At 63.6% G+C, this 14,207-nt stretch carries 17 protein-coding genes and 1 pseudogene; 9 read left to right on the forward strand and 9 right to left on the reverse strand.

The genetic code is table 11. From position 1 onward, the window contains the following. Positions 1 to 37 precede the first annotated feature (37 nt). Positions 38 to 286 (forward strand): type II toxin-antitoxin system Phd/YefM family antitoxin, encoded by a 249-nt coding sequence (locus ACFSCU_RS01755; RefSeq protein WP_180550301.1) that lies wholly within the window; start codon positions 38 to 40, stop codon positions 284 to 286. Positions 287 to 417: 131 nt separating this feature from the next. Here ACFSCU_RS01755 and ACFSCU_RS01760 read toward each other — a convergent pair whose 3' ends face one another. Further along, complete coding sequence (locus tag ACFSCU_RS01760; protein ID WP_377559699.1) at positions 418 to 909, reverse strand: addiction module antidote protein; 492 nt, start codon at positions 907 to 909, stop codon at positions 418 to 420. A gap of 9 nt (positions 910 to 918) precedes the next feature. Between ACFSCU_RS01760 and ACFSCU_RS01765 the strand changes: the two genes are divergently transcribed. Both ACFSCU_RS01765 and ACFSCU_RS01770 read left to right on the forward strand, forming a co-directional pair. Continuing rightward, the gene (locus tag ACFSCU_RS01765) at positions 919 to 1,188 is read left to right on the forward strand and encodes a CopG family transcriptional regulator (protein WP_257645718.1); all 270 of its coding nucleotides are present in this window, start codon (positions 919 to 921) and stop codon (positions 1,186 to 1,188) included. A 1-nt stretch (position 1,189) separates the two neighbouring features. Next, positions 1,190 to 1,618: a TA system VapC family ribonuclease toxin gene (locus tag ACFSCU_RS01770; RefSeq protein WP_180550300.1), complete on the forward strand. Its 429-nt coding sequence runs from the start codon at positions 1,190 to 1,192 to the stop codon at positions 1,616 to 1,618. A gap of 245 nt (positions 1,619 to 1,863) precedes the next feature. Here ACFSCU_RS01770 and ACFSCU_RS01775 read toward each other — a convergent pair whose 3' ends face one another. Then, complete coding sequence (locus ACFSCU_RS01775; RefSeq protein WP_377559700.1) at positions 1,864 to 2,526, reverse strand: Uma2 family endonuclease; 663 nt, start codon at positions 2,524 to 2,526, stop codon at positions 1,864 to 1,866. A gap of 16 nt (positions 2,527 to 2,542) precedes the next feature. Between ACFSCU_RS01775 and ACFSCU_RS01780 the strand changes: the two genes are divergently transcribed. From ACFSCU_RS01780 to ACFSCU_RS01790, 3 genes are read left to right on the forward strand one after another with little or no spacing between them, the layout of a single operon-like run. Next, a complete protein-coding gene (locus ACFSCU_RS01780) occupies positions 2,543 to 3,322 on the forward strand; it encodes a pilin glycosylation ligase domain-containing protein (RefSeq protein WP_377559701.1) in 780 nt (259 codons plus the stop codon). 38 nt (positions 3,323 to 3,360) lie between these two features. Next, the gene (locus ACFSCU_RS01785; protein ID WP_180550298.1) at positions 3,361 to 3,609 is read left to right on the forward strand and encodes a type II toxin-antitoxin system Phd/YefM family antitoxin; all 249 of its coding nucleotides are present in this window, start codon (positions 3,361 to 3,363) and stop codon (positions 3,607 to 3,609) included. Beyond that, positions 3,606 to 3,992 carry a type II toxin-antitoxin system VapC family toxin gene (locus ACFSCU_RS01790; RefSeq protein ID WP_180550297.1) on the forward strand — a complete coding sequence of 129 codons (387 nt, stop codon included), beginning with the start codon at positions 3,606 to 3,608 and terminating at the stop codon, positions 3,990 to 3,992. The genes ACFSCU_RS01785 and ACFSCU_RS01790 overlap by 4 nt, the downstream gene beginning before the upstream one ends. 32 nt (positions 3,993 to 4,024) lie before the next feature. Here ACFSCU_RS01790 and ACFSCU_RS01795 read toward each other — a convergent pair whose 3' ends face one another. Continuing rightward, positions 4,025 to 4,609 (reverse strand): Uma2 family endonuclease, encoded by a 585-nt coding sequence (locus ACFSCU_RS01795; RefSeq protein WP_377559702.1) that lies wholly within the window; start codon positions 4,607 to 4,609, stop codon positions 4,025 to 4,027. Positions 4,610 to 4,764: 155 nt separating this feature from the next. Here ACFSCU_RS01795 and ACFSCU_RS01800 point away from each other — a divergent pair, with 155 nt between their 5' ends. Beyond that, complete coding sequence (locus ACFSCU_RS01800; RefSeq protein ID WP_377559703.1) at positions 4,765 to 6,267, forward strand: PglL family O-oligosaccharyltransferase; 1,503 nt, start codon at positions 4,765 to 4,767, stop codon at positions 6,265 to 6,267. A gap of 227 nt (positions 6,268 to 6,494) precedes the next feature. Here ACFSCU_RS01800 and ACFSCU_RS01805 read toward each other — a convergent pair. Beyond that, positions 6,495 to 6,617: pseudogene (locus ACFSCU_RS01805) on the reverse strand (cyclic pyranopterin monophosphate synthase MoaC); the annotation flags it as partial. A 330-nt stretch (positions 6,618 to 6,947) separates the two neighbouring features. On the opposite strand from ACFSCU_RS01805, the gene ACFSCU_RS01810 reads away from it, so the two are divergent. Next, entirely contained in the window at positions 6,948 to 8,510 is a 1,563-nt protein-coding gene (locus ACFSCU_RS01810; protein ID WP_377559704.1) for a YfjI family protein, read from the forward strand. A 179-nt stretch (positions 8,511 to 8,689) separates the two neighbouring features. On the opposite strand, the gene ACFSCU_RS01815 is transcribed toward ACFSCU_RS01810, so the two are convergent. Continuing rightward, entirely contained in the window at positions 8,690 to 9,577 is an 888-nt protein-coding gene (locus ACFSCU_RS01815) for a MobA/MobL family protein (RefSeq protein ID WP_377559705.1), read from the reverse strand. A 73-nt stretch (positions 9,578 to 9,650) separates the two neighbouring features. On the opposite strand from ACFSCU_RS01815, the gene ACFSCU_RS01820 reads away from it, so the two are divergent. Next, positions 9,651 to 10,064, forward strand: a complete 414-nt coding sequence (locus ACFSCU_RS01820) for a DUF3223 domain-containing protein (protein WP_377559706.1) — start codon at positions 9,651 to 9,653, stop codon at positions 10,062 to 10,064. A 566-nt stretch (positions 10,065 to 10,630) separates the two neighbouring features. On the opposite strand, the gene ACFSCU_RS01825 is transcribed toward ACFSCU_RS01820, so the two are convergent. From ACFSCU_RS01825 to ACFSCU_RS01840, 4 genes are all read right to left on the reverse strand, one after another. Continuing rightward, positions 10,631 to 11,572 carry a recombination directionality factor gene (locus tag ACFSCU_RS01825; protein WP_377559708.1) on the reverse strand — a complete coding sequence of 314 codons (942 nt, stop codon included), beginning with the start codon at positions 11,570 to 11,572 and terminating at the stop codon, positions 10,631 to 10,633. Between the two features lie 13 nt (positions 11,573 to 11,585). After that, positions 11,586 to 12,629, reverse strand: coding sequence for a YqaJ viral recombinase family nuclease (locus tag ACFSCU_RS01830; RefSeq protein WP_377559709.1), 1,044 nt, complete (start codon positions 12,627 to 12,629; stop codon positions 11,586 to 11,588). 76 nt (positions 12,630 to 12,705) lie between these two features. After that, entirely contained in the window at positions 12,706 to 13,671 is a 966-nt protein-coding gene (locus ACFSCU_RS01835; protein ID WP_377559712.1) for a DUF932 domain-containing protein, read from the reverse strand. Positions 13,672 to 13,761: 90 nt separating this feature from the next. Then, entirely contained in the window at positions 13,762 to 14,106 is a 345-nt protein-coding gene (locus tag ACFSCU_RS01840; RefSeq protein WP_180550292.1) for a glycine zipper domain-containing protein, read from the reverse strand. Positions 14,107 to 14,207 lie beyond the last annotated feature (101 nt).

Raw genomic sequence — 14,207 nt, forward strand, 5'->3', positions numbered from 1 at the left:
CAGACTAAGCTAGTCTTCCTTCATAAGGAGTTCTGCTATGCAACCCGTCAACATGCTGGAAGCCAAGTCGTCCCTGTCGCGGCTGGTGGAGGCCGTGGAACAGGGGCAGGTGCCCGAGGTCGTGATCGCCCGCAATGGGCGGCCGGTGGCGCGGCTGGTGCCTTTGGCCGACGCACCGGTGGGACGGCGAATTGGCGTGGCGCGCGGTCGGTTCGTGGTGCCGGACGACATTGACGTGCACAACGCCGAGGTGGCGCGTCTGCTGATGGGCGGTGCGGCGCGATGAACCTGCTGGGAAAATTGGGGTCAGATCACGATTTCAGGCCGTGACCTTGCGTGACACGCTCGCTGCCACGGTGGACTGCTCATCACCGCAAGCGTTGGGCAGGCGGGCTGGCCCCCGCCTGAACACCCGCCTCAAGGCCGGGCCTGCAAGGACAGCTTGTACCCCATGGCGCGGATGACTTTGAACAGCGTTTCGCTGCTGGGCGCGCGTTCGCCCGACAGGCTTTCGTACAGGCTTTCGCGCGACAGGCCCGTGTCGCGGGCCAGTTGGGTCATGCCGCGGGCGCGGGCAATGTCGCCCAGGGCGGCGGCCAGTTCGGCCGGGTCGCCGTCTTCGAGGGCCTGACGCAGGTACTCGGTGATTTCCGCCTCGCTGCCGAGGTAGTTGGCCATATCAAACGGCCGGGTCTTGATCCGGATGGTGCGTTGCTCATCTTGCAACTCCAGCGCCATGGCTTTGGCGCGCTCGATATCGCTTGTTGTACAGCTCGGCGTGCAGGGTGTCCTGTGGTGCAGCTGCAGGTATTCGTGCAGGCTGCTTGGCGGAAGCATCAAGTCGCCCTCCGGGGCCGCACCAGCTGCGTCCGCCAGGGTCGATATGCGTGATGTGTTAGCATCAAGCATCACATCAACATGCAGGACACAGTCATGCGAACTACCCTGGACATTGCGGATGACGTCTTGTTGGCGGCGAAGGAGTTGGCCCGGCGGCAGAAAAAGCCCCTGGGCGAGGTAATCAGCGAGTTGGCGCGCCAGGCGTTTGCCGCGCCAGAGGCGCCGCCGGTGGTGGTGTCGCGCACGGCAGAGCCGCTGGCGGCTTATGGCATTCATCCGCTGCCGGCGCGGGGAGCCATCATCAGCAACGCGCTGATCGACCGCCTGCGCGACGAAGAGGGTGTGTGAGGTGCGGGCGCTGCTCGATGTCAATGTGCTGATCGCGCTGCATGACAGCGATCACGTGCATCATGGCTTGGCTTCGCGCTGGTTTCAGGCGCATGCCGGGCAGGGTTGGGCCAGTTGCCCGCTGACGCAGAACGGCTGCCTGCGCATCATGGCGCAGCCGGGTTACCAGCAGCCGCAACCACTGCGCACGTTGGTGGCGATGCTGGCGCGCTCGACAGCGGCACCGTTCCACGAGTTCTGGCCGGACGATGTCAGCCTGCTGGATGCCGCGCGCTTTGAGCACGGCCATATTCACAGTCCGCGCCAGTTGACCGACTTGTACCTGCTGGCGCTGGCGATGCGGCACGGCGGGCGACTGGTCACGTTTGACCGGCGCATGCCCTTGAGCGCGGTGCCGGGCGCATCAGAGGAGCATCTGGTGGTGCTGTGAGCGCCGAAATCCAGCAGAAGCATGGCGCTTGGTTATTCGGGGTCAGATCACGATTTCAACCCACCAGCTCCGGCAAATCGGCGTAGATAACCCGAAGGCCGACGCTGGCCCGCAGGCAGAGCCGGTTGAAGGCGTCGTCCGGCTGTGCCAGCCGCTGGTGCGTCCAGCCGCCATCGTCGCCGCGCTGGAGTAAAAATGGGGTAAAAATGGGGTCAGATCACGATTTTTGGTCCGCCCACCCGGGGTCACGCGACGCTCAAATCCGCTAGGTCGACATAAATCTCGCCCAGCGTGACATGAGCACCCAGGCATTCCAGCGTGAGCACGTCGCCCGGCGCGGTCAAGCGTTGGTGCTGCCAGCGGCCGTCAGCGGCACGCTGATACAGGTCGGCTTGCAGGCTGTCCTGGCGCAGCAGCAGGTATTCGCGCAGGCTCGGCAGCAGGCGGTAGGCCAGCAGCTTTTCGCGCGTGTCGATGTGTTCGGTGCTGGGCGAAAGCACTTCCACCAGCAGGCAAGGGCGGCGCACGTACATCGGTTCGCGGTCGGTGGGGTCGCAGGCGAGCACCAAGTCGGGGTAATAGAACCAGCTGCCGCTGTCGTGGTCGATACGCACCTTCATGTCGGCTGTGAACAGCTGGCATCCCTTGCGGCGGGCGTGGGGCAGCAGCAGGGCGCTGAGCGAGAGGGCCAGCAAGCCGTGCGCGCGACTTGCGCCGCCCATGGCGACGATCTGGCCGTCGAGGTATTCGTGCTTGACCTCGGCGCGCTGCTCAGCTTGGAGATAGTCGTCCACGCCAAGGCGTTCGAGCGGGTGGATGGCGGCGTTCATGGGCAGTCCTTCGAGGGCTAGGCCGTCAGTGTAGGCGGCGGCGGGTGTTTTGCCCACGCCGGGCAGGGCCGAGGGCATGGGCACAATCCAGCCCATGTCCTTTGTTCCTCTGTGCGCACTGCTGGTGGCGCTGCCCTGGCTCTGGCCCTTTACCTCTGGCCCCGTGGCGGCTACGCTGCCGTATCTGGCGGGCGTGACGGTGGCGGCTGTGCTGCTGCTGGCGTGGCCGGCGCGGGCTTCGGGGCGAGATGCGCCCCTGCGCGCAGTGGCCGCGGGCTGGCTGGGGGCGGCGCTGGTCAGCAGTGGGATCGCGCTGCTGCAGTATTTCGATCTCGAGGGTCCGCTTTTCCCCTGGGTCAACATAGCCGAGCCGGGGCAGGCGTTCGGTAATCTGCGCCAGCCCAATCAATTGGCTTCTCTCCTGGTGATCGGGCTGTTGAGCTTGCGCTGGTGGTTGCGCAGGGGCCTGAGCAACCGGCTTGCGGCGGGCATGGCCACGCTGCTGCTGACGGGACTGGCGGCCACGGCCTCGCGCGTGGGTCTGGGGGGAAAATTGGGGTCAGATCGCGTGCGGCCTTGGCCAGCCAAATGCACGGGAAAATGGGGTCAGATCACGATTTCAGACTTCATTCGTCATATGGGCGCGGACTTGCCCGCGATCAAGCGTTCGTGGCGAAGCGTCGTCTTATCGCGGGCGAGCCCGCTCGTGCTGCGCTGTCTGAGGCTTTTCGCTAAAAAAACTTGCCTCTCAGGCGCCGCGCAGCGCAGCTGCCACAAAGGCTTCGGGGGTGAGCACGGGGCCAGGCGCGGCTCGGCATGGGCGGCAAGCAGGTTTCACAACAGCCGCACGACGATGGTTGACGCCGGATATTAGCCAGACTAAGCTAGTCTTCCTTCATGAGGAGTTCTGCTATGCAACCCGTCAACATGCTGGAAGCCAAGTCGTCCCTGTCGCGGCTGGTGGAGGCCGTGGAACAGGGGCATGTGCCCGAGGTCGTGATCGCCCGCAATGGGCGGCCGGTGGCGCGGCTGGTGCCTTTGGCCGACGCACCGGTGGGACGGCGAATTGGCGTGGCGCGCGGTCGGTTCGTGGTGCCGGACGACATTGACGTGCACAACGCCGAGGTGGCGCGTCTGCTGATGGGCGGTGCGGCGCGATGAACCTGCTGCTGGACACGCATGTGGCGTTGTGGGCCCTTGCCGACAGCCCGCGCCTGAGTGATCGTGCGCGCGCGCTGATCGAGTCGCCGGCGGCCACGGTGTGGGTGAGTGCGGCAACGGTGTGGGAGATCGCCATCAAGCATGGCCTGGGGCGTGGCGACATGCCGGTGTCGGGGCAGGAGGCGCTGGGCTACTTTCAGGAGTCGGGCTATCGGCTGCTGGCAGTCTTGCCGGAGCACGCCGCAGCGGCGGCGGACCTGCCGCCCCATCATCAAGACCCTTTCGACCGCCTGCTGGTGGCGCAAGCCCTGACGGAGCCGCTGCGTTTGCTGACGCACGAGGCGATGGTGGCGCGGTACAGCGACACGATCATCGAAATATAAAAACTGGAACGCCTCGAGGCTCGGTCGCGATTTCAACCCATGAGCTCCGGGATATCGGCGTAGATGTCCCGCAGGCTGACGCTGGCCTGCAGACAGAGCAGGCTGAAGGCGTCGTCCGGCTGTGTCAGCCGCTGGTGCGTCCAGCCGCCATCGCCGCCGCGCTGGTACAGCTCGGCGTGCAGGGTGTCCTGGCGCAGCAGCAGGTATTCGCGCAGGCTGGGCAGCAGGCGGTAGGCGAGCAGTTTTTCGCGCGTGTCGATGCGTTCGGTGGAGGGCGACAGCACTTCGACGAGCAGGCAGGGGGTGCGCCGGTACAGGGGTGATTCGCGGTCGGCGGGGTCGCAGCTCAGCAGCAGGTCGGGGTAGTAGAAGTAGCTGGCACCGTCGTGGTCCAGGCGCAGCTTCATGTCGGCCACGAAGAGCTGGCAGCCCTTGCGGCGTGCGTGGGGCAGCAGCAAGCTGGCAAGTGACACCGTCAGCAGCCCGTGCCGGTCGCTCGCACCACCCATGGCGACGACCTGGCCGTCCAGGTACTCGTGCTTGATGTCGGTCTGCTGCTCGCCGAGCAGATAGTCGTCGACGCTGATGCGCTCGAAGGGGTGGGTGACGGCGTTCATGGCTGTGGCAGGTGGAAAGGGTGCGGCCTGACAGTGTAGGTGCCGACGGCGGATTGCCCAAGGCCGCGGCGGCTGCCCGCGCCCGGCCTGCCGCGCTGAAGACGAACCTCAATGCAGCGCTGCCCCAGCCCCCGCGTTGGGCACAATCCGCCCCCATGCCGATCATTCCCCTGTGCGCCGTGCTGCTGGCGCTGCCCTGGCTGTGGCCGTTCACCGCCGGCCCCATGGCGACCACGCTGCCGTATCTGGTGGCGGCGGGCGTGGCGGCGGTGCTGCTGGTGCTGTGGCCGCGCGATGCCGAGCGCGGCGCGACGGTGGCGGCCACGGGCTGGCTGGCGGCGGCGGTGCTCAGCGCGCTGATCGCGCTGCTGCAGTATTTCGATCTGGAGGCGCCGCTGTTCCCCTGGGTCAACATCGCCCAGCCGGGGCAGGCCTTCGGCAACCTGCGGCAGCCCAACCAGCTGGCGTCGTTGCTGGTGATCGGCGCGCTGGCGCTGCGCTGGTGGGTGCAGGCCGGGCGCGTGCCGGTGGGCGCGGCGCTGGCGCTGGGCGCGCTGCTGATGGCGGCGCTGGCGGCCACGGCGTCGCGCGTGGGGCTGGTGGCGCTGTTGTCGTGCGGCATGCTGGTGGCGTGCTGGGCGCTGCGGGCCGGCCGCGGGCAGCGCGCGGTGCTGGCGGTGGGGGGCGCGGTGGCGCTGTATGTGCTGGCGGCGCTGGCCTTGCCGCAACTGGCGCAGTGGGCCGATGGCGTGGCAGGGCGCGACATGCTGGAGCGCCTGCGCACGGGCGAATCGACCTGCGGCAGCCGCCTGATCCTGTGGCGCAACGTGCTGCACCTGATTGGCCTGAAGCCGTGGACGGGCTGGGGCTGGGGCGAGCTGGATTACGCGCACTACATCACGCTGTACGAGGGCGCGCGCTTTTGCCACATCCTGGACAACGCGCACAACCTGCCGCTGCACCTGGCGGTGGAATTGGGCGTGCCGGTGGCGCTGGCGGTGTGCGGGCTGGTGGCCTGGCTGGTCTGGCGCGGACGCCCGTGGGCCGAGCAGCACCCCACGCGCCAGCTGGCCTGGGGCGTGCTGGCGGTGATCGGCATTCACAGCCTGGTGGAATACCCGTTGTGGTACGGGCCGTTCCAGATGGCGGCGGTGGTCTGCGCGTGGCTGCTGTGGGCCACGCGCGATGGCGCGCGCGATGCGGCGCCGGGGCTGCGCGCGCTGCGCTACCCCGTGGCCGCGGCGATGCTGGCGGCGGTGGCCTACGCGGGCTGGGATTACCACCGCATCAGCCAGATCTACCTGCCGCTGGAGCAGCGCGCCGCGATGTACCGCGACGATGCCATGGGCCACGCGCAAAAGTCCTGGCTGTACGCCGACGCGGTGCGCTTTGCCGAGGTGACCACGCGCCCGGCGGTGCGCGACAACGCCGCGTGGATGCTGCCTGCCGCGCTGCGCACGCTGCACTTCTCGCCCGAGCCGCGCGTCGCCATCAAGGTCATCGAAAGCGCCACGCTGCTGGGGCGCGACGATATTGCGCTGGCGCACCTGGCGCGCTTTCGCGCCGCGTTCCCGAAGGAGCACGCGCAGTGGGTGCAGGACAACGCCAAGGTGCTGCAAGGCGCGCGAGAGCAGTTGCAGGGGGCGAGTGCGCCGTAAGCCAGTGTCGGCGCAAGCAGGACTTGCGCAGGGCGGGCACTGCATCGCGGCCAAGGCCGACCCTACAGGTCAAGCATTTATTGGGGGAGTATGCGGTGCTAGCGCCCTACGGACGGGCGCTGCAGGCTGCCATCATGGGGAGTATAGGCTTCCTGTGGTGCGCAACGTTCTGTGGGAGCGGGCTTGCCCGCGATGGGGCGCATCGCCTCCCGCAGAGGTCGAATGCGTCACCCAGCCACGTAGCTGCCCGACTTGCCGCCGTGCTTCTCCAGCAAGCGCACGCCGGTCATCACCATGCCACGGTCCGCCGCCTTGCACATGTCGTAGATGGTGAGCAGGGCGACCTGCACCAGAGGGAAGCCGCCATTTCAAACAGCCAAAATTCAAGGATCGACCCAACGCGGGTTGGACAAAAATTGGACAAGGAAGCCTTGTCCGACAATTGTACGTTGCGCCGCTGCAGGATGACCTCGGTAGCGGTCAAGCGCCCTTTCTCGGCTGGCGCAGCACATAGTTCACTGGCGAAGAGGCATTCTTCGACTTGGCCCGCCACGGATAGTGATCCAGCGGCTCCTTGGCTCCATGGCTGCGACCGAGCTAATTCATGATGCCATCGAGCATCGACCTCCTTGAACCGGCTGAGTGCTTCCAAGGTCCGAGCCACCTAAATGAACAGGAACATGCAACCATCATTCAGATACCAAGTGAAGCCTGATCGGTATCCAGATACCCTTGGAAGGGCCGTAGACGATGTTGTGAAGGCGACTGGTGCACCGCGGCCCCTTGTAGAGTGTGCTGCACTGGGCGCACTGGCTGTCGCTGGGCAATCAATCGCTCGGGTTCAGCGTCCAGGCCTGCCTGGAACACCGCTGGGACTCTTCATTTTTGTGGTCGCTGAGTCCGGCGAGCGCAAGTCGACGGTCGATGCAATTTTCAGGAGAGATCTCCAAGAGTTGGAGGCCCGTTGGATGGCAGAGCACGACGGTGCTCAGCATCAGAATGCAGCTCAGGTCATTGCTTGGAACGAGCAAGTCAAAGGCCTAAAAGCAGAGATTCGGCGGGCTGCGGTGAGGAGGCCGGAATCTATCCAGGAGCTACAGCGACAGCTGGAGCGGGTGTTGGCAGGCCGGCCCGTGAAGCCGGCGCAGCCCCGACTGTTCTATGACGACATCAGTCCGCGTGCATTGCTGGAAGGTATGCAGCAATGGCCCGCTGGGGGAGTGTTTTCTCCAGAAGGGGCTAGGCATCTGACGGGTCAAACAATGAGGGATCTCGAAACCCTCTGTCTCCTGTGGGGCGGGGAGATGGCGCGTGTGGAAAGAAGTCGAACGACGTTGATAGAGACGATTGATACATCCTTGACGATTTCTGTCATGGTTCAATCCAAAGCTTTCAAGCAGTTCTGTCAATCCAAGGATGAGATGGCCCGTAGTTCGGGTTTCTTGTCACGCTGCCTAGTCATCAATCCAGAATCCACTCAAGGTACGCGCACTTCCGGAGTGGCATTGGGTAACAGGGATGGTCTAGATAACTTTCTAGCGAGACTGCGTGAATTGGCAGAAGAGTCTCGCGCGACAATCAAAGGGGAAAGAAGTCGGAGAAAGTTGTTTTTTTCTGAATCTGCCCAAGACGAGCTGGATTCCTATGTGAACAAGAGCGAAAGCGGATCTCTTGTGGATGCAAAGTACGGGGCTATCAGGGACTGGGTTTCCAAATCGGGTGAGCATGTGACTCGTTTGGCTGGCTTGTTTCATCTTCTTGAATCAAGCGGCGACGAGATTGGAGAGGATATCCTCAAAAAGGCGATAGCATGGGTTGAAGATTTCAAGGGCGAGCATCTTCGGCTGTTTGGATCATTTGGGGTTTTTGTGGAGGATTATGAAGATGCAAATACTCTTTCCAAGTGGCTGAGGAAAAAGAGAGATAATTATCCGGCTAGGGCAACGTGGACTGTTCGTGAGTTGAGGCAATATGGTCCCGTGTTTATGCGCGCAAAATCCAACGGGAGGCTGGAGCGCGCGCTGGAAAATCTCCGGGAGAATAACATCATAAGCTTTCACTCTCTGTCGAATGGCGTGGAACTCTGCTACCTAAGGCGTGATTGGGATTTTATTCGGTTGGATCCGCAGGTGGTAAAGGAAATAAGCGATAGAGAAGCAAATATCAACAGAAGGAAACCTCAGGCTAAAGCGCACACAGGAGCTTTCGGCCTCATGGATAGCTCCAAATATGACCTCCTGTAGTGCACCCTTCCAGTGCGCATGCACTGCTGTCTCCTCGTTGTTTTTTCGGGCATTACGATTCTGAGCAGTTACATTGCTCTAGGAAGAGCCCTGCCGTAGTGTTTCAAAGAAATCTATGACGTCATAAGCGACCCGGCTACATCTGCTACGCGTAGCAGATGTAGCGGGATGTCTTGACGTTATTTGATTAGAAGACGAACACGCCGGGGCCCGAGGTGTACTTCTGGAGCATCAGCTATCCCGCGCTGAATGTGAGACCTGTGATCTACACGACTTTCGTGACCATTTTGCTCTAAGTGACAATTTATCAGTCGTGCACACTCTGCACGCAACGCACTGACCTCTTTGGTGAGAGCGTTACGATCCTTGCCGCCACTTGTTTTTCTGCATCCGCCCAATCCTGGGTCGCGCGCGTTGTATCGCCTGAAGTGAGCCTCTGGCAACCTATCGATGCCGTCGGTTACCCTGTCAGAAAACATCAAATGAACATGAGGCTGCGGTCCACCCTCCAAGGCCGCTGATGGGGAATGAATAGCCCATTGGTAGGTTTTTTCGCCGATGACGCTCTGAACCAAATTCTTTACCAGCTCTATATTTTGTTCGTTGCTTAGCTCCCTGGGTAGAGCAAGCTCTATTTCTCGATATGCTGCTCCGTTGAGACGCTCATAGCGGTCTGCAGTGCGCCAGAATGTTCTTGGTGAGCCGTGCGCCCAAAAGGGAAGATTCCCTGATTCCTGGGCCACCAGGTGATCGGCTCCCGGCTTTCTTCCAAACCTTCCTATGCGTGCAATGTAGTCTGAATGTGGCAGGGCCTGTCCCCGCTTTCCGCTCTTGATGCTCATGTGAAATGTCGCCATTCGTGTACTCCAAATGAATAAGGCCTCTTTAAGGGACTTTGAGTGGGGATTGATGAGAAACGGTAAGTGCGCATCCATTTCTACTCTCTGTAGAACAAGAATCTGAGCTCTTATCGATGAATCCATTTCCCATAGCATTTGGTTATGAATAATTATTTCATTGAATATATCTTCTTCGTATTGATTGGCAGGAATGCAGACTGATTTCAAAATATACTTTTATATACATATGAGAGGTCTTTGCCTTTCGGTTCCATATTGTTATATTTAAAAGGAGTTTGACATGCCAGCTGCCATTCCAGTGGTACTTGACCACAAGACCTTCACCAGTCAGAACAAAGCCCGTCTGCACTTTTCTGAAATGCTTCACAGATACAAGGTGGGCGAGACGGTGAGCGACGTCGACAGGCAGGAGCTACAAAGCCTGCTCAAGCACCATCCACTTCACGACGCGACTGCGGCGATTGATCACATTGCTGTAGCCAAGAGCGGCTTTGGCCGCGAATGCTTTATGGCCGTAAGGCCGGACTGCACAACGCAGCGGCTTTCCTACGTGGGTTGCATTCGCCACAGCGCGCAGCCCGAAATAGAGGAGGAGCCGCATCAGCCGGCACCACAGCAGGCTGCTCAGGGCAAGGAGTTGTCGCCGACGCCTCAGAGGAAAGCAGGCAAAAACAAACCGAGGGGAAAGCAATGACTGCGCCCATGCTGGTATCGAAGGTGCGCGATCCCTGGGAGCGGGATGTCTTGACTCGCTTGGAGCCTCTCTTGAAGCAGCTGGGGGCGAAGCCGGGCTCCATCACAGAGGTGCGGTTCCGATGGGGTAGCCGGACCATTCAGCTGTCGGACTATCTGCCCTTGGTAGACGACGGCGTAGTTGCTCTGCACTAGAGTGCTCCCAAGCCCAGAGCCGAACTCGCCCCTTGCTGTTCTGGGCAGATGCCGATCAACCGGGAAGGCCGGCTTTGTTCTGGTCGCACAGTTTCGGTCGAAGCTCGGCCATCAACGCCGTTGAATCTCGGGACTTCATTTCCGCTAGTCCTGCACCGCCAGTGGAAGCATATGAAGCACACGTGCCGGCTATCGGCGTTCTTGCCGCGGATGTAGAAGCACATGGCTGGTAGCTCATCGGACACGATGCGCTCCTCCGTCGCACCCACACAAAACACCAAAAAAAGAACCCCGAGAACGCCAAAGCCCTCGGGAGTCCTTCAAGCCTAGAACCGAGACCTGGCAGCAGACTCTGAGGGCCTTGCACGCACCTCATGGATCTCCTGTGACCCGCTCCCCCTGCCGCCGCAGCCTGCGCTCCAGCTTGGCTTCCAACGTGGCCCTCGAGGCTTCATCGGCCTGGGTCTCCTGCCCATCGGCGTCCGGGTAGAACTCCTCCACCACGGCCGCCCCTTCTTCTTCCGACTCCTCGAACGCCCCGGCCGCATAGCCTTCACGAGCGGCCTCATCCAGCGCCCACTGGTCAAACCCCAGCTGCTTGCGCCGTTCATCCTCCTCGCCGGCCTGCACGATCGCCTGCTCCAGGCTCATGCCCGCAGGTGTCGTCAGATCCACGTAGTAGATCGGCGTGCGGTGCGACATCGTCGTCGACTTGCCCCTCAGGCGCAGCGTCAGCGGCAAGGACGCCAGCATCCCGCCCGACACCGCCTTGAAGTAGGCCAGGCGCGCTGCCAGCGTGCGGATGCTGTTGAAGCCCGTGGTTCGGAACACAAAGGTTCCCAGCCCGTCGTCCTCTCCTGCGCCCGCTCCTGCACCTGCTTCTACTTCCGGCGCCATGACCCGCACATGCAGCCGCCCATACGGCTTGCAGCGCCCCTCCTGCCCCAGGGGGCAGGCCGCCGGCGTCGGACACGGCAAACTCTCGATGCCTTGCTCGGTCACCCGCTTGCAGCGCTCCCCATCGCCCACGCACCAGGGCCGGCCGGTGCTCCGGTCGAACAAGGTGAAGCTCGCCCGCAGGTTCAGCTCCGGCGCGCCGAACACCAGCCGCACCGGAATGCTGCGCAGCTTGGCCCCGTCCTGGCGCAGCGCCGCATCCAGCGGATGCCGCACCCAACCGTCGAGACCCTGCACCTGGCTGGTCAGGGTGAACTCATCGTCCTTCTCCGGCAGGCGCTTGCCGTTTCGCTCCACCACGCGCCCAATCGAAATCCGCCCGATCACGGGCGGGGTCATGGCCAATCCTTTCAACATGGCTGTTTCTCCTTCATTCAGTTGGTTCGGTTGATTCGGTTGATTCGGCAGCTGTCATCAGAAACCGCCGGCTGCCCGGCCTGCGCTTGCCATAGCTCTCCATCAGCTGCGGCTGCTCGGCCAGCAGCTGCCTGGTGTCCAGCACCACGCTGTCCCTGGCCCGGCGCCAGCTCACCTCGCCGGTCTCGAACACCGCCTTGGACGCCTCGCCCATGCGTTCCTCGATGCGCTGGCGCAGCCGCGCTTCCTCCAGCGCGCAGGCCTGGATGCGCTGGCGGATGGCCTGCAGGTCGGAGAAGGTGCTGCCCATCTCCGTGTCCTGCGTGAAGTCCAGCGTCTGCCCGTCGTCCTGCGGGTACAGCGCCCGCAAGGCGGCCTCGGCCGAGTCCGAACCGTCCGCCGGTGGCGCCTGCCGGCTCTCTACCCGCTGCCAGAACGCCGCCTCCAGCGCGATCAGCCGCTCGATCACCGCCTCATCGCGCTCGATGCGGTGAATGCGCAGCTCCTGCCCGCCGATCAGCACCGCCACGTCACAGGCCGCCTTGCCCGTGACGGCCAGCTGGTGCATGACCTGCAGCTGCACGTACTCCGGTACCCCGTCCTTCCACAGTCGGGCGCCATGGATGCCGGCGGTCTTGCACTCCAGAAGCTGCACCTCCGGTGACCCCATGACCTCGCGGTCCACGTTGGCCAGCATCCAGGGGTGGCGGGGGTGTTGCAGCACCGCGTTGATGCGGCGCACGCGCCGACCGGTGCGCCGGGTGTAGTGCGCGGCCACGATGGGTTCCAGCAAGGTGCCCCAGTACATGGGGTGGCGGTCGTCCTTGGGATCCGGCTCGGGAAACCGCGCCTGCCCGGTCTTCTCGGCCCACAGCTGCAGGGGCGACTTGTACGGGCTCAGGCCCACGGCCGCGGCGGCGTCCGAGCTGCCGATGCCCTGCTGGCGCACCTGCAGCCAGTCCTCACGGCTGAGTTGCTGGGTCTTGACCAGGCGCAGGGCCGGTCGGGGTTTGGGCGCCGGACTGGAGGCCGGCGTCGATTCGATCAAGGGATTCATGATTCACACCTTCAGATGGAAGAAAGCCCCGGCGCCTTGCGATGCCGGGGCCTGTGACAAGGTTGAAACAATGGGCTCAGGCCACCATGGCCAGGGCCTGATCCAGCGCCCGCTGCTTGAGCTGGGCACCGGGGCCGAACCAGGCGCTGTCGAGCCGGTACTCGGGGCTGCGGGCACGCCGTTCGTGGTCGACGAACTCGGTGATGGCGCACAGCAGGCCCCAGGCGGTGTCCTGGGACGCGCCGACTTCGGCACCGCGCCCGCGGCCGTCGTACAGGGCCTGCACCTTCTTCAGGGCCCGCTCGTTGCTGAGCTTCATGCGACCATCGCCCGGGCCATCGGCATGGCACAGCACCTTGAGGAAGTAGTTCATCGCCTCGTGGCGCTTGACCTTGCGCTCGGCCAGGGTCTTCATGCGGTACATGAAGCTGTCCCACTGGGAGACGGCCACACCCAGCTGTTGCTTGACGGCCTGGGCGTCGAAGCGGGTCGAGTGCGGCACCTTGACGGCCCCGGTGGCGCCGTTCAGGGCGATGCCGAGGGTGTTCTGGCACACCACGCGCACGGTGGTCGGGGTGGCGGTAGTGGCCAGGCTGCCATCGCAGGAGCTGGCCAGCAGCAGGTAGCCGCGGACCAGGTCGCGCCCCTTCAGCACGGTCTCCTGCCCGGTGCGGGCCAGGGCCCAGAACCTGCGCCCGGCCTTGAGCACGCCGGCGGTTTCCAGCTCGTAGCCGGAGACGGCCACCAGGTCGCGGTAGAACTCCAGCACTTCACGGGGTTGCACCACCTGGTAGCGCGCGCTCACCACGGACAGGGGCAGCTGGGTGTCGCTGCGGTAGAGCACCTTCTGTTCGTCGAAGGTCTGGATGGCACCGAGCGCGCCGGCCTGCTCGCTGAGAAAGCGCACCGGGGTTTCACGGATCTGCCAGTCCATGCCGGCAGCCCGTGCCCAGGCCTCGATGGGTTGCTTCGGGGGCAGGTTGCTGCCCAGGGTTTGCCAGGGGGTTTCGGCAGGGGTGATGGTCGCCAATGCAACAGACATGGGAATGCTCCTTCAAACAGACATGAAAAAAGGCCCCGAGGGGCCCACGCAAAACAAGATCAAAGAGAAAGGGACAGCTGGATCGACAGCTCAGACAGCCAGCCGCGGACTGAAGTGGTGGCCACAGACCACGCAGGCGTGGCTGTCGAGCCAGTGGGTGTCGATGGTGTTGCCGACTTCGCGGCCGAATTCGTGGCCGATGGCGCCGCCGATGAGGCCGCCGATGCAGGCGCCGGCGATGGCGCCCACGGAGGCACCGGCGGGGCCGGCGATGAAGCCGACGGTGGTGCCGGCTTCGGCGCCCACGCTGGCGCCGCGCAGGGCTGCAGCGATGCCGCTGGCAGCGCCGGCCACGGAGCCGATGGCGCCGCCGGTGTCGCGCCCGAGGTGGCGTTCGACAACGCGGGTGGATTGGCAGTTGGGACAGGTGTGCATGCAAGATTCCTTCAGTCAGATGGAAAACCCTGACGGCAGACAGCCCGGCGATCCGCTGGGGATGGCCGGGCTGCTGAGGTCGTCAGGGTGTGGTGAGCTTT

This window comes from Ottowia beijingensis (assembly GCF_042680925.1).
GTDB lineage: Bacteria > Pseudomonadota > Gammaproteobacteria > Burkholderiales > Burkholderiaceae_C > Ottowia > Ottowia beijingensis.

Bases quoted from the DNA above. Each gene is read 5' to 3' on its own strand.
- ACFSCU_RS01795 (WP_377559702.1), bottom strand. From the start codon at position 4,609: ATGAACGCCGTCACCCACCCCTTCGAGCGCATCAGCGTCGACGACTAT.
- ACFSCU_RS01760 (WP_377559699.1), bottom strand. From the start codon at position 909: ATGCTTGATGCTAACACATCACGCATATCGACCCTGGCGGACGCAGCT.
- ACFSCU_RS01775 (WP_377559700.1), bottom strand. From the start codon at position 2,526: ATGCCCTCGGCCCTGCCCGGCGTGGGCAAAACACCCGCCGCCGCCTAC.
- ACFSCU_RS01825 (WP_377559708.1), bottom strand. From the start codon at position 11,572: ATGTTGAAAGGATTGGCCATGACCCCGCCCGTGATCGGGCGGATTTCG.
- ACFSCU_RS01785 (WP_180550298.1), top strand. From the start codon at position 3,361: ATGCAACCCGTCAACATGCTGGAAGCCAAGTCGTCCCTGTCGCGGCTG.
- ACFSCU_RS01800 (WP_377559703.1), top strand. From the start codon at position 4,765: ATGCCGATCATTCCCCTGTGCGCCGTGCTGCTGGCGCTGCCCTGGCTG.
- ACFSCU_RS01840 (WP_180550292.1), bottom strand. From the start codon at position 14,106: ATGCACACCTGTCCCAACTGCCAATCCACCCGCGTTGTCGAACGCCAC.
- ACFSCU_RS01835 (WP_377559712.1), bottom strand. From the start codon at position 13,671: ATGTCTGTTGCATTGGCGACCATCACCCCTGCCGAAACCCCCTGGCAA.
- ACFSCU_RS01830 (WP_377559709.1), bottom strand. From the start codon at position 12,629: ATGAATCCCTTGATCGAATCGACGCCGGCCTCCAGTCCGGCGCCCAAA.
- ACFSCU_RS01810 (WP_377559704.1), top strand. From the start codon at position 6,948: ATGCAACCATCATTCAGATACCAAGTGAAGCCTGATCGGTATCCAGAT.
- ACFSCU_RS01765 (WP_257645718.1), top strand. From the start codon at position 919: ATGCAGGACACAGTCATGCGAACTACCCTGGACATTGCGGATGACGTC.
- ACFSCU_RS01820 (WP_377559706.1), top strand. From the start codon at position 9,651: ATGCCAGCTGCCATTCCAGTGGTACTTGACCACAAGACCTTCACCAGT.
- ACFSCU_RS01790 (WP_180550297.1), top strand. From the start codon at position 3,606: ATGAACCTGCTGCTGGACACGCATGTGGCGTTGTGGGCCCTTGCCGAC.
- ACFSCU_RS01780 (WP_377559701.1), top strand. From the start codon at position 2,543: ATGTCCTTTGTTCCTCTGTGCGCACTGCTGGTGGCGCTGCCCTGGCTC.
- ACFSCU_RS01755 (WP_180550301.1), top strand. From the start codon at position 38: ATGCAACCCGTCAACATGCTGGAAGCCAAGTCGTCCCTGTCGCGGCTG.